Consider the following 25,878-nt stretch of genomic DNA (forward strand, 5'->3'; position numbering starts at 1 on the left):
GCGGTCGGTCGCGCCCCCACCCCGACCCTCCCCCGCAAGCGGGGGAGGGAGATGGCGTGTCTACGGCACTTCCACGTCGAAGAGCGGCGCGTATTGCTGGGCGCCGAAGACGTCGTGCTCGCCGGGGCTGCCGGAGGGGCGCTCGCGGCGGATGGTGAACTTGATCGCGTTCGCCGGCTCGAACACCACGAAATCCGTCACCCGTTCGCGTGGGATGCGATAGAGCGCGGCCACCTTCTCCGCCGAAAGCACCCCGGAATCCCGCACGCGCTCGAAATTCGCGCGCTCCCGGAAGATCAGGTCGAAGGTGATGTGGTCCACCCCGGCATTCTTGCTGCGGATGGTGCTGGCCAGGTCGCGCAGCGTGGGCATGTTGCGCATGGTCAGGCCGCCTTCCGCGCCGCACCGCCGACCGTGCTGAACTCCGTGCGGAACAGCTCGCTCGCGTCGCGCACGGGCATCACGTGGTTCAGCGTCCATTCGTAACCAGGCTTGCCGACCAGGATCTCGTCGGACATCAGCGCCGCGGCGCCGGCAGTGCCCTTCACCTCCTTCAGGCGCGCATAGAACAGGTTGCGCGAGGCCAGCGCGCAGATCTCCTCGGCGCGCTTCGCATCCTGGCAGACCGTCTCCACCACGATGCCGAGTTCGTGCGGCCGCAGCGGCGGGCTCGGCTCCAGGCTGCCCATCACGCCGTCGCGGCCATAGACGTGGTAGTGCACGGTCCAGCCCGCCGTCTCCGGCGCACCGAAGCGCTCGGCCAGGCGCGCGCGCGCCCAGTCCATCGCCTTGTCGATGTTCTCGATCGTGTAGGGATCGCGAATGCCGACGATGGCGAGCCGCCGCTCGCCCACCTTGCCCGCGCCTTCCAGCTTCACCATGGGCTGTGCGCTCGGCACAAAGGTCGCGCCGGTGGCGCGCGCGGTCTTCTCGTCCCACTGTTCGTAGTGGACGTTGGTCATGTCCACGTAGCCGGAGGCGACGTATTCGCGGAACGGGTCGCGGCGTTCGTACATCGCGTGGCTGGCGAGCGAGGCCGGCGTGCAGCGCTGGCCGGGATGCATCGCGGTGACGCGGATGTCGCCCTCCGTGATGCGGCCGAAGATGCTCTCCTTGCCCATGAAGGGCTCGCAGCAGAAGGAGGCGCATTCCATCAGCTTGCCGGCGTAGTAGGCCGTGGCCGGCGACATGCCCGCATTCAGCAGCGGCGCCGCGAACAGCGCGCAGTCGGAAGCGCGGCCGGCGATCACCACATCGGCGCCGGCGGCGAGCGCGGCGGCGATCGGCTCCCCACCCATCACGGCGACGATGCGGTCGGTGCGACCGATCAGCGCGGCGTCGGCGTCGGGGCGTCCGTCGAGCCCCTGGATCGTACTGCCGGCCTGCATGCGCGAGAGAAGCTGGTCGCGCGTGAGCTCGGAGAAGATCGTGGCCATGCGGAACGGCGCGAGACCCTTCTCGGCGGCGACGTCGCGGATGATGTCGGCGAACTGCCGCACGCCGCGATCGGTGCCGGTGTCGCTGGCGGAGCCGACGATCATCGGCACGCCGAGCCGCCGCGCCTCGGTCAGCATGATCTCGAGGTCATGGCGCTGCCAGGCGGCGGGGCTCGCCTGGCCGTCGGCGCCGAGCGGATAGGGACCGATGTCGCAGGACCCGCTGTCGGCGATGATGAAGTCCGGCTTCAGCTCGCAGCCGGCGCGGAACGAGTCCGGTTCGAGCGGCGTGAAGCCGAGATGGCCGGTGGGGCAGAGAATGGTGATGTCGGGCATGCCGTGCGTCCGTGGAATGGGCACGGCGTTGCACGCGGCGTGCCAGCAGCGGCCATCCTGCGCCGGCCTGCCACAGCTCAGTTCGGCACGGCCATCCCGAGCTTCAGCATCTGATGGCGCAAGGCGTGCCGCGACATGCGCAGGCGCTGGGCGGCACGGCCGTGGCGGCCGCCGGCTTCCTTCAGCGCCGCCTCGATCAGGCTGCGCTGGAAGGCCTCCGTGCCGGCGTGGAAGCCGAGATGCAGCGGCAGATGGGCCGCCCCCTGCCCGCCCATCCCGGCGATCGGCGGGGGGGCGCGCCCCTCCACCTCCCGCACCAGCCTGTCCGGCAGGTGGCGCATGAGCACGAGGTCCTCCGCCTCCAGGATCGCGATGCGCTCGATCAGGTTCTCCAATTCACGGACATTGCCGGGCCAGGAATAGCGGCGGAAGGCGTCGCGCACGGCCGGTTCCAGACCGCGGATCACGCGGCCGCAGCGCGCCCCGTGATGAGCCACGAAGGCCTCGGCCAGCAGCAGCACGTCGTCGCCCCGGGCGCGCAGCGGCGGGATGTTCACCGGCACCACCTGCAGCCGCCAGTAGAGATCGTCGCGGAAGCGGCCGGCGGTGACCTCCGACAGCAGGATCTTGTTGGTGGCGGCAACGAAGCGGACATCCACGGCGATGGACTTCACCGCACCGACGCGACGGAAACGCTGGGTGTCCAGCAGGGTGAGCAGCTTGGCCTGGAGTTGCGGGTCCATCTCCCGGATCTCGTCGAGGAACAGCGTGCCGCCATCGGCGGCCTCGATCAGGCCGGGCTTGGCATTGGCGGCGCCGGTGAAGGCGCCGCGCTCATGGCCGAAGAGCTCGCTTTCCATCAGGCTCGCCGGGATTGCGGCGCAGTTCACGTCCACGAAGGCGCGGCCGGCCCGCTTCGAGAGCCGATGGATCATCCGCGCCACCAGGCCCTTGCCGGTGCCGGTCTCGCCATAGATCAGCACCTGGTGCACGGGGCTGGCGGCGATGCGCGCCACCAGCGCGCGCACCGCGCGGATGCTCTCGTGTTCCCCCAGCATGTCGCCCTGCGACATGGCGCCTCCGGCCGTCACCGGCGCGAAGTCTACGCCAAAGCGTGCGTTTCGCGCCATCCACCGGCGGCAGGTTCGAACACCCGCCAGGGGGTGCTGCAGGGCGGCCCGAGCGCGATCCGTGCGGTGCCGTGCAGCGTGTCCCAGACGGCGCCCGCCAGCGTCGGCGAGGGATCGGGCGCGTGGCGGCAGATGGCGGTCGGGGCGTGGAGCGCGAGCAGGTCGCGCGGATCGCGCGCGGAGGAGAGCTTGTGCGGATCGCGCGCGCCTTCCGCCAGGGCGGCGCGCAGCGTCTCCAGCCTTCCCGCGGAATGGGCGACCGCGTCCAGGCGCTCCGGCGCGGCCGTGTAGTGGTTGGTGCGCGAGACGCACGCCCCCTGCTCGATATCCACGCGGCCATGCCGAAGCTCCACCGCGGCGCCGGCCCCGGAGGCATCGGCCATCACCAGGCTGCCGCCGCCGGCATGCGGCATGGCGCGGATCGCGGCCACCGCTTCGGCCACCGTGGCGCAGGTGGCGAGCAGGCGGTTCATCAGGAAGTAGCGCAGCATGCCCGGACCGTGATCGGCGGTGGCGATCTGGGTGTCCGCCAGCGCGAAGCCGTCGCTGTTCATGCCGGAGGACCAGGCGCCGGGCGCGCCGAGCGAGCCCACGCACAGGATGCGGCGGCCGCGCCAGGCCGGGTCCTGCAGCAGGAAGATGCGTTGCAGCGCGACATGCTCAGGCCGGAAGTCGCGGTTCTTCGCCACCACGCCGTCGCGCGCGAAGGCCGTGCAGCCATCCGGGTCCTCGCGCAGCCGCGCGAGATCGGCGAGGCAGCCGAGATGCAGGAAGTCGAAGACCTCCGCGGCCTCCAGGCCGAAGCCCGCCGCGATGCCGGCGCATTCCTCCCAGGCTTCGGGGGCGAGGGCCAGCGTGGCGCCGCGCTGCGCAGCGAGGAAGGCGGCGTCGCGCGGCGTGGCGGCCAGGCGGGTGCGGATCGAGGTGCGCACCGCCTCCGCCATCTCCGGGCAGGCCTGCGCCTGGCCGAGGCCGCGGGCGCGCGCATCGCCGCGCAGCAGGACCGGCTTGCTCATACAACGCCTCCGTCACGCGCATGGCACGCGACCACATGCCCCGCATCGGCCATCGCGACCCGGCGCGGAATCTCGCTCCGGCAGCGCGGTCCGGATTCCGGGCAGCGCGGATGGAACGGACAGCCCGGCGGCGGCGCCAGCGGCGACGGCAGATCGCCCAATGGCGCGGGCCGGCGTGTCTCCGGCGCGTCGAGGCGCGGCACAGCCGACAGCAACGCACGGGTGTAGGGATGCGCGGGGCGGCGGATCAGCGCGTCGCGCGGCCCCTCCTCCACCACGCGTCCGAGGTACATCACGGCGATGCGGGAGGCGAGATGCGCGACCACCGCGAGGTCATGCGAGATGAAGAGCAGGGCAAGGCCCATCTCGTCCCGCAGCTCGCGGAGCAGCGAGAGCACCTGGGCCTGCACCGAGACATCCAGCGCCGAGACGGGCTCGTCGCACACCACGAAGTCCGGCCGCAGGATCAGCGCCCGCGCGATGCCGATGCGCTGGCGCTGGCCGCCGGAGAACTGATGCGGATAGCGGTCGAGATGCGCGCGCGCCAGGCCGACGCGATCGAGCATCGCCGCGACGCGCTCCTCCAGCGCCGCGCCGCGCAGCCCCTCATGCAGGACCAGCGGCAGGCCGACGATCTCCCGCACCGTGCGGCGCGGGTTCAGCGAGGCATAGGGATCCTGGAAGATGATCTGCATCCGCCGGCGCAGCGGGCGCATCGCGGCATCGTCCAGCCCGGCGATCTCCTGCCCGTCGAAGCGGATGGCGCCGGCGGTGGGCTCGTGCAGGCGCAGCAGCAGGCGGCCAAGCGTCGATTTGCCGCAGCCGCTCTCGCCGATCAGCCCCACGGTCTCCGCCCGGCCGACCGAGAGGTCCACCGCTTCCACCGCGCGCACGATGCGCGGCGGCAGGCGCAGCAGGCGGTCCCCGAGCCCATGGCCGAGCACATAGTGCTTGGTGACGCCGACGGCTTCCAGCATCGGGGTCACGGCGAGACCTCCGCGGCGCGGATGCAGCGCGAAAGGCGTGCATCCCCCGCCGGCATCAGCGCGACCGGCTGCGCGCAGGCGGCGACCGCAAGCGCGCAGCGGTTCCGGAAGCGGCAGCCTTCATCCACCGTCGCCAGGTCCGGCACCTGGCCGGGAATGGCATGCAGCGGACGGTCCGGGTCCTCCAGCCGCGGCAGGCTGTCCATCAGGCCGCGCGTGTAGGGATGGCGCGGGCGGGCGATGACCGCGGCGGTGGGCCCGGTCTCCACCACCTGGCCGGCATACATCACCATCACCCGCGGGCAGCGTTCGGCGACGACGGCGAGGTCATGCGTGATCATCGCGACGGCAAGGCCCTGCTCGGCGCGGAGCTCGTCCAGCAGGTCCAGCACCTGCGCGCGGATGGTGACGTCCAGCGCCGTGGTCGGCTCATCCGCCACCAGCAGGCGCGGGCGCGCGGAGAGCGAGATGGCGATCATCGCGCGCTGGCGCATGCCGCCGGAGAACTGGTGCGGATAGTCGCCGAGGCGCCGCGCCGCATCGGGGATGCCGACGCGGGTGAGCAGCCGCACCGCCTCGTCACGGGGATCGCCGGGGATCGCGTGGGCGCACAGCGTCTCGGTGATCTGGGTGCCGATGGTGAGCGCCGGATTGAGCGCGGAGAGCGCATCCTGCATCGCCAGCGCGACCATGCGGCCGCGCAGCGCGCGCAATTCCTGCGGCGAGAGGTGGCGCAGGTCGCGCCCCTCGAACAGGATCTCCCCCCGTTCCACCTTGCCGGGCGGCCGGACCAGGCCGAGGACCGACAGGAAGGTGACGGACTTCCCGGAACCGCTCTCGCCGACGACGCCGAGCGCCTCGCCCTCCGCGATGTCGAAATCCACGCCGTCCGCGGCCGCGAGCGGGCCGCGGCGCGTCGGGAAGACCGTGCGCAGGTCGCGCACGCGGAGCAGAGGCTCGCTCACGAGGACTGATGCAGACGCGGGTCGAAGGCGTCGCGCATGCCCTGGCTGGCGAGGTTGATGGAGAGAACGAGCGCCAGGATGCAGAGGCCCGGCAGGGTCGAGACCCACCAGGCATCCACCAGGAAGTCCCGCCCATCCGCCACCATCGAGCCCCAGCTCGGCGTCGGCGGCTGCACGCCGAGGCCGAGGAAGGAGAGCGAGGCCTCCATGATGATCACATAGGCCATGCGGAAGGTGGCGACGACCAGCACCGGCGAGAGGACGTTGGGCAGGATCTCCCGCAGCATGATGTGGCGCGGCGTGCAGCCCAGCGCGCGCGCGGCCTCCACATAGTCCTGCTCGCGGGCCGCCAGCGTCTCGCCGCGCACCACCCGGCAGGTGAACACCCATTCCTTCAGCACCAGGGCGAGCACGATGTTGTGCAGGCCCGGCCCCATCATCGCCATCAGCCCGATGGCGAAGACGAGATAGGGGAAGCCGAGCAGCGTATCCACGAGGCGGGAGACGATGGTGTCGGTCCAGCCGCGCAGATAGCCCGCGGCGAGGCCGGCCAGCGTGCCGATCACCGCGGCGATGCAGACGACCAGCGCCGCGACGGAGAGCGAGACGCGCGCGCCGAAGATCAGGCGCGAGAGGATGTCGCGGCCCAGCGCATCGCAGCCAAGCCAATAGCCGGGCTCGGTGTTCTCCGCCGCCCAGGCCGGCGCGCAGAGGCGGCGGAACAGGTCGGCATCGGACGGGTCATGCGGTGCGATCCACGGCGCCAGGATGGCCAGGAGGACGAAGGCCAGGACCACCACGCTCGCCGCCACCGCCGTGCGATTGCCGGCGAGCCGCCGCAGCGCCAAGGCGGTGGGTGAGAGCGGCGGCGGTTCGGCCGTGGTGGCGCTCACAGCCGCACCTTCGGATTGAGCGCGGCATAGAGCAGGTCGGCGCAGAAATTCAGCAGCACATAGGTGACGGCGTAGAGCAGCACGGCGGCCTGAACCAGCGGGTAGTTTCGGGCGAAGATGCTCTCCACCACGAGCCGTCCGAGGCCGGGCCAGCCGAACACCGTCTCCACGATCATGTTGCCGCCGAGCAGAGATCCTGTCTCGATGGCCAGCACCGTCACCGCGGGGATCAGCGCGTTCTTCAGCGCATGCAGGAACAGCACGCGGCGGCGCGACAGGCCCTTGGCCTCGGCGAACAGCACGTAGTCGGTGGCCAGAACCTCCGCCATCGCGCTGCGGATGACGCGCGCCAGCAGCGCCGCGGTGGGCAGGCCGAGCGTAATGGCCGGCAGCGCGAGATGCGAGAGGGCCCGCAGGAAGGCATCGGGCCGGCCGGCCGCGAGCGTATCGATCAGCAGGAAGCCCGTGAGACGCGGCACCTCGGCGCCGAAAGGAATGCGCCCGCCGACCGGAAACCAGCCGAGATGCACGGCGAACAACAGGATCAGCAGGATGCCGAACCAGAAGCCCGGCAACGAGACACCGAACAGCGAAATGGCCGACAGCGCCCGGTCCAGCCAGGAATCCCGCTTAACCGCTGCGGCGACGCCGAGCGGCACGGCGACAACGACCGCGACCAGCAGCGCGACGAGTGTCAACTCGATGGTCGCCGGAAGACGCTCCGCGATCACCTCGAAGACCGGGCGGCGATGGAAGAAGGACAGGCCGAAATCGCCCGTCGCCGCATTGCCGAGGAATATGGCGAAGCGTTCGATCACGGGGCGGTCGAGCCCGAGGTCGCGGCGCAGCGACGCCGCCTGTTCCTCGGTGGCCCGCTGGTCGGCGAGCATGATCTCGACAGGGTCGCCCGGCGTCAGCGCCATCATCCCGAAGACGATGACGCTGACGCCGAGCAGGACGATGGGAAGCTGGACGAGCCTTTCGAGAACCCGCGAAAGACTCACCCCGCGATCCGCACCCGGTGCAGGTTGATGCGGCTGTCGGCCTGGGGCTGCCAGCCGGCGATGCGGCGGGAGACGCCATAGATGTCCTGCGGCAGCCACAGGAAGATCCAGGGCGCCTGCTCGCTGACGATCTGCTGGGCGCGCAGGTAGCCCGCGCGACGCTTCTCCTGGTCCACCTCGGTCTCCGCCGCATCCAGCAGGCGGTCCACCTCGGCGTTCGAGAAGCCGGCGGAGTTGCCGCGCCCGCCGGTCTTCAGCGTCGGCACCATGATGTCGGAGGGATCGAGCGCGCCATTGCCCCAGGACGTCAGATACATGTCCCGCTCCTTGCGACGCTCGGCGTTCTGCCACATCGGGCTCAGCACGGCGCCTTCCCACACCTGCGCGCGCACGCGAAGCCCGGTGCGGGAGAGCAGCGCGGCGATGGCCTCCGCGATCTCGCGCGTGGCGCCGGTGGTGTCGATGACCATCTCCGTGCCCTGCGCCACGCCCGCCTCCGCGAGCAGCGCCTTCGCCCGGTCGAGGTTGAAGGCGTATTCGGGCAGGTCCGGGTTGAAGCCGAAGGCATCCGGGCTCATCACGCCGCGCAGGGGCGTCGCGGTGTTGGCCAGCACGCGGGAGATGATGACGTTCTTGTCGAGCGCATGGTTCAGTGCGCGGCGCACGCGCACGTCGTCGAACGGCTTCTTCGCCAGGTTCAGCGAGACGAAGAAGGTGCGCGTGCCGTTGACCTTCATCACCTGCGCGTTGCGCGCGGCTTCCACCTGGCGCATCGCGGAAGGCGGCAGGTCGTTGATGATGTCCACCTCGCCCGCCAGCAGCGCGGCGACGCGGGAGGAGTTCTCGGGCAGGACGCGGAAGATCACGCGGTCCACCTGCGCCGGGCCGGCCGGCGGGATCTCCGGCGAGCCGCCGTAGTAGTCGGCGAAGCGCTCCATGATGATCGCCTCGCCGCGGCGCCAATCCACCAGCTTGTACGGGCCGCAGCCATCGGGGCGGGTCTGCATGCCTTCCTGGCCGACGCGCTGCACCTGGCGGGGATTCACCATCTCCTGGAAGGGCAGCATCGCACGCAGCAACGCCCAGGGCTCTGCCATGTGCAGGCGCACGGTCCGCGCATCCCGCACGCTCGCATCCTCCACCGGGCCGAGGAGGCTCTTGCGCGGGCTGGTCTGCCCGCCCATGGCGTTCGGCTTGACCAGGCGCTGGATGTTGAAGGCGATGTCCTCGGCGGTCAGCGGTTCGCCGGAATGAAAGCGGATGCCCTGGCGGATGCGGACGTCATAGGTCTTCGGATCGACCGCGGTGATGGCCTCGGCAATCTCCGGCTGGATGCGCATCTGCGCATCGCGCGTCAGCAGGCCATCATGCATGTTGCGGATGATCGTCTCGGTCTCGCGGTTGCGGTGGTTCGCGGGATCGAGGGTCAGCGCATCCTGCGTGAAACCCACGCGCACCTCGCGCGCCGCGCCCTGCGCGGCGCCGCGGCGCGGCGAAAGAGCGAGAGAGGGCGCGGCGAGCGCGCCGAGAAGGGCCGTGCGGCGTGTGGTTTTCATTGCGTCGAGCCGTCCCGTTCGTGAAGCCGAACAGTGGCACAGCAAGCGCCGTGCCGCGGACGGAAAAGGCGCAAAGCCACCTGGCCGGCAGGATGATGCGCGGCCTTCACGCCATGGCGCGAAGGTCGCGCATCGATCAGCCCAGGATCAGGGCGATCCCCGCCAGCGCACCGGCGGCACCGGCCAGGCGCGTCACCATCCCCGCGCCCACGCTTTCGCTGCCGCGCGCCAGAGCCAGGCCGATGCCGTGCAGCGCAGCCGTGGCCAGCAGGAAGCCGATGGCATAGCCAAAGGCACCGCCGACCATTTCCGTGCCATGCGCGTGGCCGTGCAGCAGGCCGAAGCCGGCCGCCGCCGCCATGGCGACGCCCACCGGCACGCGGGCGGCGATCGTCACGAGACCGCCGAGCACGATCATGGAGGCGAGGATGCCGTGCTCCACGAGCGGCACCGCGACGCCTTCCATGCCCAGCACGCCGCCCAGCGCCATGCCGCCCAGGAAGGCCACCGGCAGCAGGATCAGCGCGCGCCCGCCCAGCACGCCGGCCCAGAGGCCGACGGCCACCATGGCGACCACATGATCAAGCCCGCCCAGGGGATGCAGCAGGCCCGCGACGAGGCCATGCGCGCCGTCCGCGCCGGCATGCGCCAACGCCGGCAGCGGCAGCAGCAGCGCCGCGACGACAAGACATGCCGCGCGCATCACGCCGCCTTGCGGGCGACGAGCCCGCCCGATTTGAGGATGAAGGAAGCGATCTCCGCCACGCCCTGGTTCTCCTTGAGGTTCGTGAACATGAAGGGCCGCTGCCCGCGCATCCTGCGCGCGTCGCGGTCCATGACGCCGAGATCGGCACCGACCAGCGGCGCCAGATCCGTCTTGTTGATGACCAGCAGGTCCGAGCGCGTGATGCCCGGCCCGCCCTTGCGCGGGATCTTGTCGCCGGCGCTGACGTCGATGACGTAGATCGTCAGGTCGGCGAGCTCAGGGCTGAAGGTGGCGGCCAGGTTGTCACCGCCGCTCTCGATGAACAGGATCTCCAACTGCGGGAAGCGCTGCGACATCTCCGCGACGGCGGCGAGGTTGATGGACGCATCCTCGCGGATCGCCGTGTGCGGACAGCCGCCGGTCTCGACACCCATGATGCGATCGGGCGCCAGCGCGCCGGAGCGCGTGAGGAATTCGGCGTCTTCCTTGGTGTAGATGTCGTTGGTGATGGCCGCGACCTCGTTGCCGTCGCGCATGAACTTGCACAGCCGGTCCACCAGCGCGGTCTTGCCGGAGCCGACGGGACCGCCGACGCCCACCCGGAAGGGTCCATTCGTCGGATGGCCGGAGCGCACACTGTGCGCGGAGGGCTGAATCCGAGGATCGGATAACACGCTCATGATCTGAACAGCCTCGTATACTGCGTCTCGTGACGCATGGAGAAAAGGTCGATGGCAATGGCCGCGCTGCCGAGCGTATCCGCGTCCTCGACGGACAGCGCCGTTTCGGTGGCCGCCGCGATGGCCGGCAGCAGCGCGGCCGTCGCGATCTGCCCGTCGGTCTGGCCGAGCGGCACCAGGCGGACGCCGGCCGAGACGATGTTCGCGGCGAAGGCGTTCAGCCAGCCGAAGCAGGCCTCGCGCAGCGGCATGTCGTGCCATGCTGACGCAGCGCCGAAGGCCACGGCATGCGTCAGGCGCCCTGCATGGCGCGTGGCGAAGGCGGAGAAGCGCGCCTCCGGCCATGCCTTCGCCGTGACCGTGGCGAAGGCGGCGCCGGGCTGCATCGCCTCCAGCGCGAGTTCCGCCGTGCCGCGCCAAGCCGCGCCGAGATCGACGATGTCGTCCAGCGCCGCCACGTCGCCGGCCGCGGCGGCGCGCCACGCCAGCGCCAGCAGGCCGGCATCCACCGCGCCGGCGCCGTGCCGTATCGCGGCCTCGACATAGGCGACGAGGTCCTCGCGCCGCGCTACCGCGCCGTCCTCCACCGCGGCCTCGAGTCCATGGCTGTAGGAGAAGGCGCCGACCGGATATGCCGGCGACAGCCACGCCATCAGCCGCGCGAGCGCGGCGTCAGTGGTGATGGTCGTGGTCGCAGCCATCGTGGTGGTGATGATCGTGCGTGTGGTGATGGTCGTGGGGATGATCGTGGTGGTGATGCCCGTGCGGATGGCCGGGCGCGCGGTTGTGCTCGCCATACGCGCCGCCTTCGGGATTGAAGGGCGCGTCCACGCTGCGCACCGTGGCACCCAGCCCTTCCAGCATGCGCAGGATGACGTGGTCGTGCCGGATCAGGATGCGCGTCGACGCGATCTCCGCCGGCAGGTGGCGGTTGCCGAGATGCCAGGCCAGGCGCAGCAGATGCTGCGGATCCTGCGCCGTCACCTCCACCAGCGGCTCCGGCGCCGCCTTCACGCGCACGAAGCCGCCGGAGGCGAGCGCAAGCCCGTCGCCGTCACGCAGCACCTGCGCCTCCGGCAGGTCGAGCAGGAAGGCGAGGCCCCCTTCCCCGGTGTAGAGCTTGCGGCGGCGGAAGCGGTCGTCGAAATCCACCATCACGGTGTCGCGCGTCTCCGCCTCGGGCCAGGCGCCAGCGGCAGCGACGGCCGTGGCGCGCGGGATGCTTTCCTCCATGATGCTCCTCAGAACAGGAAGTAGCGCTGCGCCAGAGGCAGCACCTTCGCCGGCTCGCAGACCAGCAGTTCGCCGTCCGCGCGCACCTCATAGGTCTCGGCATCGACCTCGATCCGCGGCAGGGCGCTGTTCAGCACCATGTCCTTCTTGCCGAGCCCGCCGCGCGTGCCGCCGACCGGCAGCAGCGGGCGCGTCAGGCCGAGCTGCTCCGCGATGCCGGCCTCATGCGCCGCCTGGCTGACGAAGGTGACGGAGGAGAGCAGCCCTGCGCGGCCGAAGGCGCCGAACATCGGGCGGTAATGCACCGGCTGCGGCGTGGGGATGGAGGCGTTGGGATCGCCCATCGGCACCATGGCGATGCTGCCGCACTTGATCACGTAGTCGGGCTTGGCGCCGAAGAAGGCGGGTGACCACAGCACCAGGTCCGCCAGCTTGCCGACCTCCAGGCTGCCGACATGCAGCGCGATGCCCTGCGCCAGCGCGGGATTGATGGTGTATTTCGCGATGTAGCGCCGCACGCGCAGATTGTCGTTGTCGCCCGTCTCCTCCGGCAGGCGCCCACGCTGCACCTTCATCTTGTGCGCGGTCTGCCAGGTGCGGATGATCACCTCGCCCACGCGGCCCATCGCCTGGCTGTCGGAGGACATCATGCTGATCGCGCCGATGTCGTGCAGGATGTCCTCGGCCGCGATCGTCTCGCGCCGGATGCGCGATTCCGCGAAGGCGATGTCCTCCGGGATGCGCGGGTCGAGGTGATGGCACACCATCAGCATGTCGAGATGCTCGTCCACCGTGTTCACGGTGTAGGGCATGGTCGGATTGGTGGAGGAGGGAAGGAAGTTCGGCTCGCCGACGACGCGCAGGATGTCCGGCGCATGGCCGCCGCCGGCGCCTTCGGTGTGGAACGCCTGGATGGTGCGGCCGGCGACGGCGGCGATGGTGCTGTCCACGAAGCCGCTCTCGTTCAGCGTGTCCGTGTGGATCGCCACCTGGATGTCGAAGCGGTCCGCGACGTCGAGGCAGGTGTCGATCGCCTTCGGCGTCGTGCCCCAGTCCTCGTGCAGCTTCAGCCCGCAGGCGCCGGCGCGGATCTGTTCCTCGAGCGCATCCGGCAGCGCCGCGTTCCCCTTGCCCAGGAAGCCCAGATTCATGGGGAACGCCTCGGCAGCCTGCAGCATGCGGGCGATGTGCCAGGGTCCGGGCGTGCAGGTGGTGGCGAGCGTGCCATGCGCGGGGCCGGTGCCGCCGCCGAACATGGTGGTGATGCCGGAGGCCAGCGCCTCCTCGATCTGCTGCGGGCAGATGAAATGGATGTGCGGGTCGATACCGCCGGCGGTCAGGATGCGGCCCTCGCCGGCGATGATCTCCGTGCCCGGGCCGATGATGATGGTCACGCCGGGCTGCGTGTCCGGATTGCCGGCCTTGCCGATCGCCGCGATGCGCCCGTCCTTCAGCCCGACATCGGCCTTGTAGATGCCGGTGTGGTCCACGATGAGCGCATTCGTGATCACCGTGTCCATCGCGCCGCCGGCGCGCGTGACCTGGCTCTGGCCCATGCCGTCGCGGATCACCTTGCCGCCGCCGAACTTCACCTCCTCGCCATAGGTGGTGAGGTCGCGCTCCACCTCGATGACGAGGTCGGTGTCTGCCAGGCGCAGCCGGTCGCCCGTGGTCGGGCCATACATGCCGGCATAGGCGCGGCGGGATATGCGCGCGGGCATCAGACCTTCCCCTCCGTCTCGCCGCGGAAGCCGTGCACGATGCGCGCGCCCGCATAGGGCACCAGCCGCACCCTTCGCGTCTGCCCCGGCTCGAAGCGCACCGCCGTGCCGGCGGCGATGTCCAGCCGCTTGCCCCGCGCCTGCGCGCGGTCGAAGTCGAGCGCCGGGTTGGTCTCCGCGAAATGGTAATGACTGCCGACCTGCACCGGGCGGTCGCCAGTGTTGGCGACCTCAAGCTCCGTCACCGGCCGGCCGGCATTCAGCTCGATCTCCCCATCGGCGGGGAACAGCTCGCCCGGGATCATCGGATCGGCTCATGCACGGTGACGAGCTTCGTGCCGTCGGGGAAGGTCGCCTCCACCTGGATCTCGTGGATCATCTCGGCCACGCCCTCCATGACCTGCGCACGGGTGATCACCTTCGCACCGTCCCGCATCAGCTCGGCGACGCTGCGGCCATCCCGCGCGCCCTCCACCACGAAGTCGGTGATCAGGGCGATCGCCTCCGGATGGTTGAGCTTCACGCCGCGCTCCAGCCGGCGGCGCGCGACCATGGCGGCCATCGCGACCAGCAGCTTGTCCTTCTCCCGCGGAGTCAGGTTCATCGCGTGCCCTCGATCGTTCCGTCCGACAATGGCGCAGGAGGCATCATGTGCGCCAGAGCCTCGGCAGCCGCGCCGGATGACCCAGCGCCGCCTGGCGCAACCGGCAGATCGCTTCCCCGAGCGAAGTCCGCACCGCGCTGGCCTCCCCGAGCCAGCGCGCAACCAGCAGCCCCGGCGCCACCATGCTGGCGGCGCCGGCGGAGAGATCGCGGGCGAGGGTGCGATGGGTGTCGGCATCGGGCGCGGCGAGCAGCAAGGTGGCCGCGGCCGTGGCGCCGGCCAGGCCGAACCGGCCGGCCGCCGCGACGGGATCGTCCAACCGCAGCGCATCGGCCCAGATCAGCCGGCCGGCGCTTCGGACGCGCCACGAGTCGAGCAGAGCGCCCCGGCTGAACCGCTCGCCATGCGCCACACGTCCGAACGCCACCATCTCCGCCGCAAGCAGACGGCTGCCGTCTTCAACGTGCAGCGAAAGCCGCCGGTCGAGCCGTGCGGCGTCAAACAGGATGGTCTCCTGCGGCAGCCATTCGCCGATGGCGCCCGGCGCGAGCGTCACCCGGCTGCGGATGAGGGTGGCAGCGCCGAGGCTGCGATAGACCTTCTCGGCCGCCGGTGTGGTGGCGGTGAAGGCGGCGCGGGGCCCCAGCCCGAGCGCGATGTCGAGGCTGTCGCCACCGGCAAGGCCGCCCGCGACGTTCACCAGCGCGCCGGATCTCGGCTCGTCCGATTCCGCGTCGGGGAACAGCCAGCGCAGCGGCGCCGCCTGGAACAGGTCGGCGATGCGCGCGCCGCCGGGCGCGTGGTTCACATGCAGCACGGCGCGCCCATGGGCACGCTGATGGGTTGGCGTCGGCATCGCGTCCCGAGGCATCGCGGCATGGATCGCACGCCGCGCGCGGCGTGGAAACTGCCGCAGCGGAAGGCGACGCGGCGCGAGGATGCTCCGCCTGCCCGCGAAACCGGCAGGCCGGCGGCAGAATCGGGCAGCGGACGCACGCGAAGCAGGCAGATGCGGGGCGCGGCAGCCGGGTTGGGCGCCCGAAGGCCTGTCTGCGGCTGTGGCATGCATTTCGCTGTCGTTCTCATGGCGCAGAGGCTTGCGCGGAGTCCCGCGCGCCCTGCGCGGCGTGCCCCAGAGGAGGCGAGACCGACATGAACCAATCCGTCAGGATGACGCGGCGCGCGGCGCTGGCCGGCCTGGCCGGCGCGATCGCGGCACCGGGCATCAGGCCGTCCATGGCGCAGTCTGCGCCGATCAAGGTGGGCGTGCTGCATTCGCTGTCCGGCACGATGGCGATCAGCGAGACCGCGCTGCGCGACACCGTGCTGATGATGGTGGAGCACCAGAACAGCAAGGGCGGCCTGCTCGGCCGGCGCCTGGAGGCGGTGGTGGTGGACCCCGCCTCAAACTGGCCGCTGTTCGCCGAGAAGGCGCGCGAACTGCTGCAGGTGCACCGGGTGGATGTGACCTATGGCTGCTGGACCTCGGTGTCGCGCAAATCCGTGCTGCCGGTGTTCGAGGAGCTGAACGGCATGCTGTTCTACCCCGTCCAGTACGAGGGCGAGGAGGAGAGCAAGAACATCTTCTACACCGGCGCCGCGCCGAACCAGCAGGCGATCCCGGCGGTGGAATACCTGATGTCGGCGGATGGCGGCGGCGCGACCCGCATCGCCCTGCTCGGCACCGACTATGTCTATCCGCGGACCACCAACCGCATCCTGCGCGGCTTCCTGAACTCCAAGGGCATCGGCAACGCCGACATCATGGAGGAATACACCCCGTTCGGGCACAGCGACTGGCAGGGCATCGTGGCGCGCGTGAAGCGCTTCGCCAGCGAGGGCAAGAAGACCGCGATCGTGTCCACCATCAACGGCGACGCGAACGTCCCCTTCTACCGCGAGCTCGGCAACCAGGGCATCACCGCCACCGACATCCCCTGCGTGGCCTTCAGCGTGGGCGAGGAGGAGCTGGCCGGCATCGACACCCGCCCGCTGGTCGGCCACCTGGCAGCCTGGAACTACTTCATGAGCGTGGAGAGCCCGGCCAACACCGTCTTCAAGAACCTCTGGCAGGCCTACATCAAGAACCCGCGGCGCGTGACCAACGACCCGATGGAGGCCACCTACACCGGCTTCAACATGTGGGCGCAGGCGGTCACCCAGGCGCGCACCACCGCGGTGGATGCGGTGCGGACGGCGATGATCGGCCAGAAGTTCGATGCGCCCTGCGGCTACACCGAGGAGATGCTGCCCAACCACCACCTGTCGAAGCCGGTGATGATCGGCGAGATCGAGGCGAACGGGCAGTTCAACGTGGTGTGGAAGACGCCGACGGTAGTGCCGGCGGAGAACTGGTCGCAGTTCATTCCCGAGAACGCCAACCGTCGCCGCGGCTGAGCGACGCGGGCGGGGCCCCGGCCCCGCCCGCATTTGCCCATGGCACGCATCCTCCTTCTCCTCCTGCTCGTCGCGCTGGCGCAGCCCGCTCGGGCGCAGGACGGCTTCGTGGCGGCCCTGCCGGGGCTTGCCGGAAATTTCACGGCGCAGGCCGAGGCGGTGGAGCGGCTTGGCGCGCTCGGCGATCCGCGCGCCCTGCCGGTCCTGCGCGCCCTGGCTGACGGCCGCCTGCTGCGCGGGCCGGACGGCACGCTGCTGGTCCGCGAGGGCGACGCGCTGACCGATGCCGCGACCGGCGCGCGCGTGGCGGCGCCGCCGGCGGAGCCCGGGCGCATCGGCATCAACAACCGCGTCCGCGTCGCCCTGCGCGGCGCGCTCGGCCGCCTGCAGATCGTCTCGCCGGACCCGGCAGAGCGCCTGGCGGCCGCCGAGGGCATCTTCCGCATGCGCAGCGCCGAGAACGTGGCGCTGCTGGAAGCCGCGCTGGCACGCGAGACGCTGCCGCGCATCCGGGAGCGGATCGAGCTGGCGCTCGCGGGTTCCCGCCTCGCCTCCGACGACGCGGAGGCGAAGCGTGCCGGCATTGCCGCGCTCGGCGCCTCCGGCTCGGCCGAGGCACGGTCCATGCTGCTCGAAGCGCGTGCGGCCAATGCCGCCCTGCTGCCGGAGATCGAGGCCGCGGTGGCCGCCATCGACCGGAGCCTGGCCGTGCGCCAAGCCGCCGAGACGCTGTTCCAGGGCCTCTCGCTCGGCTCCGTGCTGCTGCTGGCGGCGCTCGGCCTCGCGGTGACCTTCGGCGTCATGGGCGTGATCAACATGGCGCATGGCGAGTTCGTCATGCTCGGCGCCTACACCACCGTGGTCGTGCAGGAGCTGACGCGCGGCATTCCCTGGCTGGCGCCCTGGGCGCTGCCGCTCGCGGTGCCCGCGGCCTTCCTGGTGACCGCGCTGATCGGCGCGGCGATGGAGCGCGGACTGATCCGGCACCTCTATGGCCGACCGCTGGAGACGCTGCTGCTGACCTTCGGCGTCGGCATGATGATCCAGCAGGCGGTGCGGCTGGTGTTCGGCGCGCAGAACAGGGAGGTGATCAGCCCCGCCTGGATGCAGGGCACGCTGATGCTGCCGGGCGACATCGCCGTGACGCAGAACCGACTTTGGATCCTGGCCTTCAGCCTGGTGGTGCTGGGTCTCGTGGTCGCCGCGATCCGCTTCACGCGATTCGGGCTGGAGATGCGCGCCGTGACGCAGCGGCGCGCCATCGCCTCCTCCATGGGCATCCGAACGGGGCGCGTCGATGCGTTGACCTTCGCGTTCGGCTCTGGCATCGCCGGCATCGCCGGCGTGGCGCTCAGCCAGATCGACAACGTCTCGCCGAACCTCGGCACCGGCTACATCATCGACAGCTTCCTGGTGGTGGTGTTCGGCGGCGTCGGCAGCCTGGCGGGCACGCTGATCGCGGCCTTCGGCCTCGGCGTCATCAACAAGATCCTGGAGCCCTGGGCCGGCGCCGTGCTTGCCAAGGTCTTCGTGCTGGTGGCCGTGATGGTCTTCATCCAGCGCCGCCCGCGCGGCCTGTTCCCGCAGAAGGGACGGGCGGCGGAAGCATGAGCGTCACCGCCCTGCCCGGCGCCCCTGCCTCCCGCCTGCGCATCGGGCTGCGCGCCGTCCTGATCGGCGCCATCCTGCTGCTGGCGGCGATGCCGGTGCTGAACCAGCTGCCGCAGGATCATGCGCTGCATGTCTCGGACTTCCTGGTCTCGGTGACGGGCAAGTGGATCTGCTACGCGATCCTGGCGCTCTCGCTGGATCTCGCCTGGGGGTATGCCGGCATCCTCTCGCTGGGGCATGGCGCCTTCTTCGCGCTGGGCGGCTACGCGATGGGGATGCACCTGATGCGGCTGATCGGGCCGCGCGGCGTGTACGGACACCCGGTGCTGCCCGACTTCATGGTGTTCCTGGGATACCAGGAACTCCCCTGGTACTGGCTCGGCTTCGACCACTTCGCCTTCGCGATGCTGATGGTGCTGCTGGTGCCCGGCGCGCTGGCCTTCGCGCTGGGCTGGCTGTGCTTCCGCAGCCGCATCACCGGCGTCTACCTCTCCATCATCACGCAGGCGATGACCTATGCGCTGATGCTGGCCTTTTTCCGCAACGACATGGGCTTCGGTGGCAACAACGGCTTCACCGACTTCAAGGAGCTGCTGGGGATGCCGCTGAACACCCCGGCGGCGCGATCCTCGCTGTTCTATGCCTCGCTGGTGTCGCTGGTCGGCTGCTACCTGCTGTGCCGCTGGATCACCGGCACGAAATACGGCCGCGTGCTGACCGCCATCCGCGACGCCGAGAGCCGCGTGCGCTTCCTTGGCTACGACGTCACGCACCACAAGCTGTTCGCCTTCGTGCTCTCCGCCATGATGGCGGGGCTGGCGGGCGCGCTCTATGTGCCGCAGGTCGGCATCATCAATCCCGGCGAGTTCAGCCCGGGCAACTCGATCGAGGCGGTCGTCTGGGTGGCGGTCGGCGGGCGCGGCACGCTGGTCGGCGCGGTGCTCGGCGCCTTCAGCGTGAACGGGCTGAAGACCTGGCTGACCAGCGCGGCGCCGGATCTCTGGCTGTTCGTGCTGGGCGGGCTGTTCGTTCTGGTGACGCTGTTCCTGCCGCGCGGACTGGTCGGACTCCTGCAGGGGCGCGCCCAGGGAGAGCGGAAGTGAAGGGCCGGCGGCTCTATCTGGATGGCGTCTCGGTGGTGTTCGACGGCTTCCGCGCGCTGAACAACCTGGCGCTGATCGTCGAGCCGGGCGAGTTGCGCGCCGTGATCGGGCCGAACGGCGCCGGCAAGACCACCATGATGGACGTGATCACCGGCAAGACCCGTCCCACCGCGGGCATCGTCACCTTCGGCGAGGCGGACCTGACGCGCATGGACGAGGCCTCGATCGCCAATCTCGGCATCGGCCGCAAGTTCCAGAAGCCGACGGTGTTCGACGCGCTGACGGTGTTCGAGAATCTGGAGCTTGCGCTGAAGGCGCCGCGCGGGCCGATCGCCTGCCTGCGCTGGGCGCTGACCGGCGCGGCGATGGCCCGCATCGAAGGCGTGATGCAGGAGATCGGGCTCAGCGAGCGCGCGCAGGATGCCGCCGCCATCCTCTCCCACGGGCAGCGGCAATGGCTGGAGATCGGGATGCTGCTGATGCAGGACCCCGACCTGCTGCTGGTGGATGAGCCGGTGGCCGGCATGACGGATGCCGAGACGGAGCACACCGCAAGGCTGCTGGCGGGCATCGCGGGCAAGCGCAGCGTGGTGGTGGTGGAGCATGACCTGGAATTCGTCCGCGCGCTGAACTGCCGCGTGACGGTGCTGGCGGAGGGCACGCTGCTGTCCGAAGGCTCCATCGACCACGTGCAGAACGACGAGAAGGTCATCGAAGTGTATCTGGGCCGCTGAGGGCATGCTGGACGTCGCCAATATCGACCTGTTCTACGGCGCCAGCCGGTGCCTGCGCGGCGTCTCCATGGCGGCGCAGCCCGGCGAGGTGACGGCCGTGCTGGGGCGCAACGGCGTGGGCAAATCCTCGCTGCTGCGGGCCATCATGGGGCTGGAGCGCGTACGTTCCGGCACCATCACCTGGGAAGGCCGGGACGTGACGCAGATGCCGCCGTCGGAACGTGCGCGCGCCGGCATCGGCTATGTGCCGCAGGGGCGCGAGATCTTTCCCTTCCTGACCGTGCAGGAGAACCTGGAAACCGCGCTGGCCGCGGCGCCGCGCGGCGAGAAGAGCGTGCCCGGGGAGATCTTCGACCTCTTCCCCATCCTCCGTCAGTTCCTGCGCCGGCGCGGCGGCGACCTCTCCGGTGGGCAGCAGCAGCAGCTTGCGATCGGGCGTGCCCTCTGCGCCCGGCCGCGGCTGCTGATCCTGGACGAGCCGACCGAAGGCATCCAGCCTTCCGTCATCAAGGACATCGCCCGCGTGATCCGCCACCTGTCCCGCGACCGCGGCATGGCGGTCGTCCTCGTCGAGCAGTACTACGACTTCGCGCGCGAACTCGCCGACCGGATCGTGGTCATGGTGCGCGGCGAGGTCGCGATGGCCGGGCCGACCGAAGACCTCGACGAACCGGCGGTCCGGCGTCTTCTGACCGTCTGAAGGCAGCGGTCAGGGGCAAGGCTTCGCCCTTGTTCCGATCTGGAGCGATTGCTACACAACGAACCGTATCGAGCCATGCCGACCTTGCGGCATGCGCGAGACGGGAGAAGACGCATGATTCCTCGGCTTGCCCGCGCGGCGGCTCTCGGCCTTGCACTTGCGGGCGCAGCCTTGCCCGCCTTCGCGCAATCCACCTCGCCCGATCGCGTGCTGCGGATGGTGCCGAACGCCGACCTGCAGACGCTCGATCCCATCAACACGACCGCCGGCGTGGTGCAGAGCCACGCGCACATGATCTACGACCAGCTCTTCGGGCGCGACGCGCAGCAGCGGCCGCAGCCGCAGATGGTGGCTAGCCACAGCGTGTCGCCGGACGGCCTCGTCTGGCGCTTCACGCTGCGCGACGGCCTTGCCTTCCACGACGGCGCCCCCGTGGCGGCGGCGGATGTCGTCGCCTCGCTGCGCCGCTGGGGCGCGCGCGATCCGCATGGCCGCCAGATCATGGGGATCACCGTCAGCCTGGCCGCCGAGCCGGACGGCAAGACGGTGGTGTGGACGCTTCGGCGTCCCTACAGCCTGATGCTGGACGCGCTGTCCAAGCCTGCGGGCAATATGCCTGCGATCATGCCGGCCCGCGTCGCCGCGACGGATCCCTTCACCGCCATCACCGAGACGATCGGCAGCGGACCCTTCATCTTCGTGCGCGAGGAATGGGTGCCGGGCAGTCGCGTGGTCTATCGCCGCAACCCGAACTACGTGCCGCGCAGCGAGCCGGCCTCCGGCACGGCGGGCGGCAAGGTGGTGCATGTGGACCGCGTGGAGTGGCTCAACATCGCCAATGCGCAGACCGCGGTTCTGGCGCTGATCCAGGGCGAGCTCGACTTCATCGAGAGCCCGGGCGTGGATTTCCTGCCGATGCTCCAGCGGCGCGGCATGCGGCTGGTGCGCATCAACACGCTGGGTGCGCCCGGCATGATCCGGATGAACCACATCCATCCGCCCTTCAACGATCCCCGCGCGCGTGAGGCGCTGATGCTCCTGGTGAACCAGGAGGAGATCCTGCAGGCGATGTTCCCGGACCCGTCGCTGTATCAGGTCTGCCACGTATTTTTCGTCTGCGGATCCCCGCAGGAGACCAATGCCGGCGTGCCGCCCGGCCTCGGCTCGCCGGCCGCAAAGGAACGCGCGCGGCAGTTGCTGCGCGAAAGCGGTTATGACGGATCGCCCATCGTCATCATGGACCCGACCGACAATCCCTTCGTCCATGCCGCGACGCTGGTGCTGGCGCAGCAGATGCAGCAGGTGGGCTTCCGCACCGATGTGCAGGCGATGGATTTCGCCTCCATGGCCGGCCGCCGAGCGAATCGCCGTCCGCCTAGCGAGGGCGGCTGGCATATCGGGCTCACCTTCTGGAACGGGCTCGGCGCGAGCGATCCGGTCGGCAACGTCCCGATGCAGGCGAGCTGCGAGCGGGCCTGGCCGGGCTGGCCCTGCGATCCGGCGCATCAGGCGCTGATCGACGCCTTCCCCTACGCCGCGAACGCGCAGGAGCGGCAGCGCATCCTGGAGGAGCTGCAGACCAGCGCCTACCGCCTGGTGCCCTATGTGCCCTACGGCCAGTGGTACCTGCCAGCGGCGCATGGCCCGCGCGTCTCGGGCGTGCTGGCGATGCCAGGCATCATCATCGCCTGGAACGTGCAGAAGGCGGCGCGCTGAGCGCCGTCAAAGGTTCCGGCGCTGCGCCCGCAGCGTCGGCAGCCCGATGCCGGTGGCGTCGAAGCCGCCATCCACCGCGATGACCTGGCCGGTCATATAGCTGGCGCGATCGCTGCACAGGAAGAAGATCGCCTCGGCGAGTTCCGTCTCCAGCCCGTAGCGACCGAGCGGGATGGTGTCGTGGTAGTCTTTGCGGATCTCTGGCGTGTGCACCGCCTTGGCCATGGCGGTGTCCACCGGGCCGGGCGCCACGGCGTTCACGCGGATGCCGAGCGCGCCGAGCTCCACCGCCTGCTGCTTGGTCAGATGCGCCAGCGCCGCCTTGCTGGTGCCATAGGCGACGCGCAGCGTGGAGGCGCGCAGGCCGGAGATGGAGGTGATGTTCACCACCGCCCCGCCGCCGCCTTCCGCCATCAGCGGCGCCGCCGCCTGGGTGGCGAGGAAGGGGCCGGTCAGGTTCACCGCCATCACCCGCGCCCATTCCTCCGGCGTCACGTCCAGGATCGGCTTGAACACCGCGGTGCCGGCGTTGTTCACCAGCGCGTCCAGCCGGCCGAAATGGGCATGCGCGCGCTGCACGGCGGCGGTGACGCCGACGGCGTCCGCCACGTCGCAATGCAGCGCCAGCGTGTCGTCCGGTCGCGCCAACTCCGCCATCGCATGGCCGAGCAGCTCGCCATCGATGTCGAGCAGCGCGACGCGCCAGCCCTCGGCCAGGAAGCGGCGCGTCGTCGCCAACCCGATGCCGCGGCCAGACCCCGTGACCAGTGCGACCTTCGTGCTCATGCTGCCTGCTCCGCCATCTCGCGACCGCGGATCATGTCCGCCGCCTTCTCCGCGATCATCAGGGTGGTCGCATAGGTGTTGGCCGAGGGCATCAGCGGCATCACGGAGGCATCCACCACGCGCAGCCCTTGCATCCCGTGCACCAGCAGGCGGTCGCTGACCACCGCGCCAGGGTCGGTCTCCGGCCCCATCCGTGCCGTCCCGATCAGGTGATAGGTCGTGCTGCCGTTGCGCTTCGAGAAATCAAGCAGTTCGTCATCGGTCTGGGCCTGCGGCCCGGGCAGCGTCTCGCGCTCCAGGAACGCCCCGAGTTCCGGCGTGCCGAGCATCCGGCGCAGCAGGCGCATGCCCGCGATATGCACGCGGACATCCATCGGGTCGGAGAGGTAGTTCGGGTTGATCTCAGGATCCTCGAACACGTCGGCACTGCGCGCGCGCACCCAGCCATGGCTTTCCGGCCGATGCTGCCAGGCGCCGGCGGTGACGCCGGGATAGTCGTCCAGGATGTAGACCTTGCCCTCGGCGTAGGAGCCCGGGGTGAAGACGCATTGCAGGTCCGGCTGGTCCAGCCCCTCGAAGCTCTTCCAGAAGACATGCACATGGGACGGCGTGGTGGCGAGGATGTTGGGCTTCCCCGTCGCCCAGCGCGCGAGTTGCATCCCGAGGCGCAGGCCGCGCGAGAGCTCGTTCAGCGTGGCGACGCCGGGTTTGGCGCGCATCACGAAGCGCGCCGCGTAGTGGTCGCGGAAGTTGGACCCGACACCGCGCAACTCGTGCACCACCGGCACGCCGAGGCGCCCGAGCAGATCGGACGGCCCGACGCCCGAGACCTGCAGCAGCCGCGCCGTGTTCACCGTGCCGGCCGAGAGGATCACCTCCCGCCGCGCCCGCACCTCGCGCGGCGCTCCGCCGCGGGCGGCGAGGTACTGGATGCCGACGGCGCGCTTCCCCTCGAACAGGATGCGGCTGGCCCGCGCGTTGGTGCGCACCTCCAGGTTCTTCCGGCTCATCGCAGGGTGCAGGAAGGCGCGCGCGGCGGAGACGCGGCGGCCGTTGCGGATGGTGCGCTGGTAGTAGCCGACGCCGGCCTGATCGCCGCAATTGTAGTCGCGCGCACGGGGAATGCCGAGGTTCACGCAGCCCTGGATGAAGGCTTCGGAAACCGGGTGGATCCAGTCCATGTCGGTGACCGGGATCGCGCCGTCGTTGCGACCGCGCGTGTCGTCGCTCACGCCGATGCGGTTCTCGCTGCGGCGGTAGTACGGCAGGCAGTCCGCGTAGCTCCAGCCGCGATTGCCGCGCTGTCCCCAGGAATCGAGGTCGGTCGGCTGGCCGCGGTTGTAGATCATGCCGTTCACCGAGGAGCCCCCGCCGAGCGTGCGTCCCTGGGTCGTCGCGATGCGCCGTCCGCCGGTGTTTGCCGTGGGCTCCGTCTTGAACTGCCAGGTCACCGACGGATCGGCCAGCGTCTTCACGAAGCCGGCGGGAATGTGGATCCAGGGATTGCGGTCGGGCGGCCCGGCCTCCAGCACGCAGACCGTGACGCCGGGATCCTCGGTCAGCCGGTTCGCGAGCACCGAGCCGGCTGCGCCGGAGCCCACGATGACGTAGTCGAAGCTGTCGGCCGTCGTTTCAGTCATGGCACGCGCGATCCTGCATCCGCGCGGCCGGCCGGCACGCGCAACCCCTGGCGCCCTGCCGGGAAGGCATGGGGCCCGCCCGCCTGTCTAGGCCAAGGTGGGCCTTCATGCACCTGGGGTGGATGGCGGCGTGAAGGCAGCCCGCGCGGCCGCCACCTCGGCGCGGGTCACGCAGTCCGCGGCATGATCGTTGACCAGACCCATGGCCTGCATGAAGGCATAGACCGTGGTGGGACCGACGAAGGCCCATCCGCGCTTCTTCAGGTCCTTCGACATCGCGACCGACGCCGGCGAGGTGGAGCGGGTCTGTGGGTCGGGATCTGCGGCCTCCTCGAAACGCCACACATAGGCGGCGATGGAGCCTTCCTGGCGAACCAGGTCCTGGGCGCGCTGGGCGTTGTTGATCACCGCCTCGATCTTGCCGCGGTGGCGGACGATGCCGGCGTCCTGCAGCAGCCGCTCGACGTCGCGTTCGGTGTAGCGGGCGATGCGGTCGACATCGAAGCCGTGGAAGGCCGCGCGGAAATTCTCCCGCTTGGCCAGGATGGTCCGCCAGCTCAGGCCGGACTGGAATCCTTCGAGGCAGAGCTTCTCGAACAGCCGACGATCATCGGCGACGGGAAAACCCCATTCCGTGTCGTGATAGGCGAAGTAGTCGGGGGAAGCGCCGCACCAATGGCAACGCGGCCGTCCGTCAGGCCCAGGTATGGTGCTGGCCATGATTTCCCCCAACCCGAATCGGCTGCATGGTGCAGCAGCAAGGCGCGTCGGGCGAGGGTGGCGGAGGGGATGGGATTCGAACCCACGATAGAGGTTTAAGCCCCTATAACGGTTTAGCAAACCGTCGCCTTCAGCCGCTCGGCCACCCCTCCGCACGGGTCAGCGTCACGCATGCCAAAGTTGCACGACGTATGCAGCGCTGCTT

26 protein-coding genes and 1 tRNA gene are annotated in these 25,878 nt (G+C 70.3%); 6 read left to right on the forward strand and 21 right to left on the reverse strand.

Going from position 1 to position 25,878, the window contains the following annotated elements; all coding sequences use genetic code 11:
- Positions 1–60 precede the first annotated feature (60 nt).
- The 17 genes from E4T13_RS05960 to E4T13_RS06040 all read right to left on the reverse strand — a co-directional run bounded on the left by E4T13_RS05960 (position 61) and on the right by E4T13_RS06040 (position 15,122).
- A complete protein-coding gene (locus E4T13_RS05960) occupies positions 61–381 on the reverse strand; it encodes a DUF4387 domain-containing protein (protein WP_199231386.1) in 321 nt (106 codons plus the stop codon).
- Positions 382–383: 2 nt separating this feature from the next.
- The gene (locus E4T13_RS05965) at positions 384–1,772 is read right to left on the reverse strand and encodes an acyclic terpene utilization AtuA family protein (protein WP_137177282.1); all 1,389 of its coding nucleotides are present in this window, start codon (positions 1,770–1,772) and stop codon (positions 384–386) included.
- A gap of 77 nt (positions 1,773–1,849) precedes the next feature.
- On the reverse strand, positions 1,850–2,845 hold the full coding sequence (locus E4T13_RS05970) for a sigma-54-dependent Fis family transcriptional regulator (RefSeq protein ID WP_137177283.1): 996 nt from the start codon (positions 2,843–2,845) through the stop codon (positions 1,850–1,852).
- Positions 2,846–2,874: 29 nt separating this feature from the next.
- Positions 2,875–3,918, reverse strand: a complete 1,044-nt coding sequence (locus E4T13_RS05975; RefSeq protein ID WP_137177284.1) for a C45 family peptidase — start codon at positions 3,916–3,918, stop codon at positions 2,875–2,877.
- Complete coding sequence (locus tag E4T13_RS05980) at positions 3,915–4,895, reverse strand: ABC transporter ATP-binding protein (RefSeq protein ID WP_137177723.1); 981 nt, start codon at positions 4,893–4,895, stop codon at positions 3,915–3,917. The genes E4T13_RS05975 and E4T13_RS05980 overlap by 4 nt, the downstream gene beginning before the upstream one ends.
- Before the next feature lie 5 nt (positions 4,896–4,900).
- Positions 4,901–5,869: an ABC transporter ATP-binding protein gene (locus E4T13_RS05985; RefSeq protein WP_240790998.1), complete on the reverse strand. Its 969-nt coding sequence runs from the start codon at positions 5,867–5,869 to the stop codon at positions 4,901–4,903.
- On the reverse strand, positions 5,866–6,762 hold the full coding sequence (locus E4T13_RS30400; RefSeq protein WP_137177286.1) for an ABC transporter permease: 897 nt from the start codon (positions 6,760–6,762) through the stop codon (positions 5,866–5,868). Before E4T13_RS30400 ends, E4T13_RS05985 begins: the two co-directional genes overlap by 4 nt.
- Positions 6,759–7,766 (reverse strand): ABC transporter permease, encoded by a 1,008-nt coding sequence (locus E4T13_RS05995; RefSeq protein WP_137177287.1) that lies wholly within the window; start codon positions 7,764–7,766, stop codon positions 6,759–6,761. Before E4T13_RS05995 ends, E4T13_RS30400 begins: the two co-directional genes overlap by 4 nt.
- Positions 7,763–9,322, reverse strand: coding sequence for an ABC transporter substrate-binding protein (locus E4T13_RS06000; RefSeq protein WP_137177288.1), 1,560 nt, complete (start codon positions 9,320–9,322; stop codon positions 7,763–7,765). The genes E4T13_RS05995 and E4T13_RS06000 overlap by 4 nt, the downstream gene beginning before the upstream one ends.
- Before the next feature lie 136 nt (positions 9,323–9,458).
- The gene (locus E4T13_RS06005) at positions 9,459–10,025 is read right to left on the reverse strand and encodes a HupE/UreJ family protein (protein WP_137177289.1); all 567 of its coding nucleotides are present in this window, start codon (positions 10,023–10,025) and stop codon (positions 9,459–9,461) included.
- Positions 10,025–10,627 carry an urease accessory protein UreG gene (ureG, locus tag E4T13_RS06010; RefSeq protein ID WP_240790999.1) on the reverse strand — a complete coding sequence of 201 codons (603 nt, stop codon included), beginning with the start codon at positions 10,625–10,627 and terminating at the stop codon, positions 10,025–10,027. The genes E4T13_RS06005 and ureG overlap by 1 nt, the downstream gene beginning before the upstream one ends.
- A 77-nt stretch (positions 10,628–10,704) precedes the next feature.
- Entirely contained in the window at positions 10,705–11,409 is a 705-nt protein-coding gene (locus E4T13_RS06015) for an urease accessory protein UreF (protein ID WP_137177291.1), read from the reverse strand.
- Positions 11,381–11,941 carry an urease accessory protein UreE gene (locus E4T13_RS06020; RefSeq protein ID WP_137177292.1) on the reverse strand — a complete coding sequence of 187 codons (561 nt, stop codon included), beginning with the start codon at positions 11,939–11,941 and terminating at the stop codon, positions 11,381–11,383. Before E4T13_RS06020 ends, E4T13_RS06015 begins: the two co-directional genes overlap by 29 nt.
- Positions 11,942–11,949: 8 nt before the next feature.
- Entirely contained in the window at positions 11,950–13,662 is a 1,713-nt protein-coding gene (gene ureC / locus E4T13_RS06025) for an urease subunit alpha (protein ID WP_137177293.1), read from the reverse strand.
- Positions 13,662–13,967 (reverse strand): urease subunit beta, encoded by a 306-nt coding sequence (locus E4T13_RS06030; protein WP_137177294.1) that lies wholly within the window; start codon positions 13,965–13,967, stop codon positions 13,662–13,664. Before E4T13_RS06030 ends, ureC begins: the two co-directional genes overlap by 1 nt.
- Positions 13,964–14,266 carry an urease subunit gamma gene (locus E4T13_RS06035; RefSeq protein ID WP_137177295.1) on the reverse strand — a complete coding sequence of 101 codons (303 nt, stop codon included), beginning with the start codon at positions 14,264–14,266 and terminating at the stop codon, positions 13,964–13,966. The genes E4T13_RS06030 and E4T13_RS06035 overlap by 4 nt, the downstream gene beginning before the upstream one ends.
- Positions 14,267–14,309: 43 nt before the next feature.
- The gene (locus tag E4T13_RS06040; RefSeq protein WP_170984828.1) at positions 14,310–15,122 is read right to left on the reverse strand and encodes an urease accessory protein UreD; all 813 of its coding nucleotides are present in this window, start codon (positions 15,120–15,122) and stop codon (positions 14,310–14,312) included.
- A 296-nt stretch (positions 15,123–15,418) separates the two neighbouring features.
- Here E4T13_RS06040 and urtA point away from each other — a divergent pair, with 296 nt between their 5' ends.
- From urtA to E4T13_RS06070, 6 genes are all read left to right on the forward strand, one after another.
- Complete coding sequence (gene urtA, locus E4T13_RS06045) at positions 15,419–16,663, forward strand: urea ABC transporter substrate-binding protein (RefSeq protein ID WP_137177297.1); 1,245 nt, start codon at positions 15,419–15,421, stop codon at positions 16,661–16,663.
- A 39-nt stretch (positions 16,664–16,702) separates the two neighbouring features.
- On the forward strand, positions 16,703–18,274 hold the full coding sequence (urtB, locus tag E4T13_RS06050; protein WP_137177298.1) for an urea ABC transporter permease subunit UrtB: 1,572 nt from the start codon (positions 16,703–16,705) through the stop codon (positions 18,272–18,274).
- Positions 18,271–19,377, forward strand: coding sequence for an urea ABC transporter permease subunit UrtC (gene urtC, locus E4T13_RS06055; RefSeq protein ID WP_170984829.1), 1,107 nt, complete (start codon positions 18,271–18,273; stop codon positions 19,375–19,377). The genes urtB and urtC overlap by 4 nt, the downstream gene beginning before the upstream one ends.
- Positions 19,374–20,111: an urea ABC transporter ATP-binding protein UrtD gene (urtD, locus tag E4T13_RS06060; RefSeq protein ID WP_170984830.1), complete on the forward strand. Its 738-nt coding sequence runs from the start codon at positions 19,374–19,376 to the stop codon at positions 20,109–20,111. The genes urtC and urtD overlap by 4 nt, the downstream gene beginning before the upstream one ends.
- A gap of 4 nt (positions 20,112–20,115) precedes the next feature.
- Positions 20,116–20,811: an urea ABC transporter ATP-binding subunit UrtE gene (urtE, locus tag E4T13_RS06065; RefSeq protein WP_137177299.1), complete on the forward strand. Its 696-nt coding sequence runs from the start codon at positions 20,116–20,118 to the stop codon at positions 20,809–20,811.
- Positions 20,812–20,925: 114 nt separating this feature from the next.
- Entirely contained in the window at positions 20,926–22,527 is a 1,602-nt protein-coding gene (locus tag E4T13_RS06070) for an ABC transporter substrate-binding protein (protein WP_170984831.1), read from the forward strand.
- Positions 22,528–22,533: 6 nt separating this feature from the next.
- On the opposite strand, the gene E4T13_RS06075 is transcribed toward E4T13_RS06070, so the two are convergent.
- The 4 genes from E4T13_RS06075 to E4T13_RS06090 form a co-directional block, all read right to left on the reverse strand.
- Positions 22,534–23,313 carry an SDR family NAD(P)-dependent oxidoreductase gene (locus tag E4T13_RS06075; protein ID WP_137177301.1) on the reverse strand — a complete coding sequence of 260 codons (780 nt, stop codon included), beginning with the start codon at positions 23,311–23,313 and terminating at the stop codon, positions 22,534–22,536.
- Complete coding sequence (locus tag E4T13_RS06080) at positions 23,310–24,953, reverse strand: GMC family oxidoreductase (RefSeq protein ID WP_137177302.1); 1,644 nt, start codon at positions 24,951–24,953, stop codon at positions 23,310–23,312. The genes E4T13_RS06075 and E4T13_RS06080 overlap by 4 nt, the downstream gene beginning before the upstream one ends.
- Before the next feature lie 105 nt (positions 24,954–25,058).
- A complete protein-coding gene (locus tag E4T13_RS06085) occupies positions 25,059–25,673 on the reverse strand; it encodes a DNA-3-methyladenine glycosylase I (RefSeq protein WP_137177303.1) in 615 nt (204 codons plus the stop codon).
- Between the two features lie 58 nt (positions 25,674–25,731).
- Positions 25,732–25,825, reverse strand: a tRNA-Ser gene (locus E4T13_RS06090).
- Positions 25,826–25,878: the final 53 nt, after the last annotated feature.

This window comes from Roseomonas sp. AR75, assembly GCF_005222815.1.
GTDB lineage: Bacteria > Pseudomonadota > Alphaproteobacteria > Acetobacterales > Acetobacteraceae > Falsiroseomonas.